This is a genomic window from Actinoplanes awajinensis subsp. mycoplanecinus (assembly GCF_001509495.1).
In the GTDB taxonomy this organism is placed as follows: Bacteria; Actinomycetota; Actinomycetes; order Mycobacteriales; family Micromonosporaceae; genus Actinoplanes; species Actinoplanes palleronii.
This window is the reverse complement of record NZ_LLZH01000226.1, coordinates 1-292: the sequence shown is the minus strand read 5'-3', so window position 1 is coordinate 292 and position 292 is coordinate 1. Positions and strand designations below refer to the sequence as shown.

The window sequence follows — 292 nt, the reverse complement described above, 5'->3', positions numbered from 1 at the left end:
GGCCACACCGATGTCGAACCCGGCAGCCAGGCGGGTGTAGGTGTCGCCGTTACGCAGGTGCGCGAGTGCAAGTAAGGCCTGTTCACCGGGGTTCAGGCGCCGCCAGCGGGAGCGGCGCTGGCGGCGGTGGGCGCGGATCCGGTCAGCGAGATGGTTCAGCGCACGACTGGACAACGGGATCTTGGCGGGGTAGGACAGCACAGCGAGGCTCCCGGTCGGGGCATCGGATCTTGGTCGACTGCTGTCTTACCTGGAGCCTCGCACCTATCGATCCCCGGGCCATCCACATCTG

1 protein-coding gene is annotated in these 292 nt (G+C 67.5%); it reads right to left on the bottom strand.

Going from position 1 to position 292, the window contains the following annotated elements; translation table 11 throughout:
* Positions 1–201: transposase family protein (locus ADL15_RS57385; protein ID WP_198170965.1), on the bottom strand; the 201-nt coding region annotated here is incomplete at its 3' end.
* Positions 202–292: the final 91 nt, after the last annotated feature.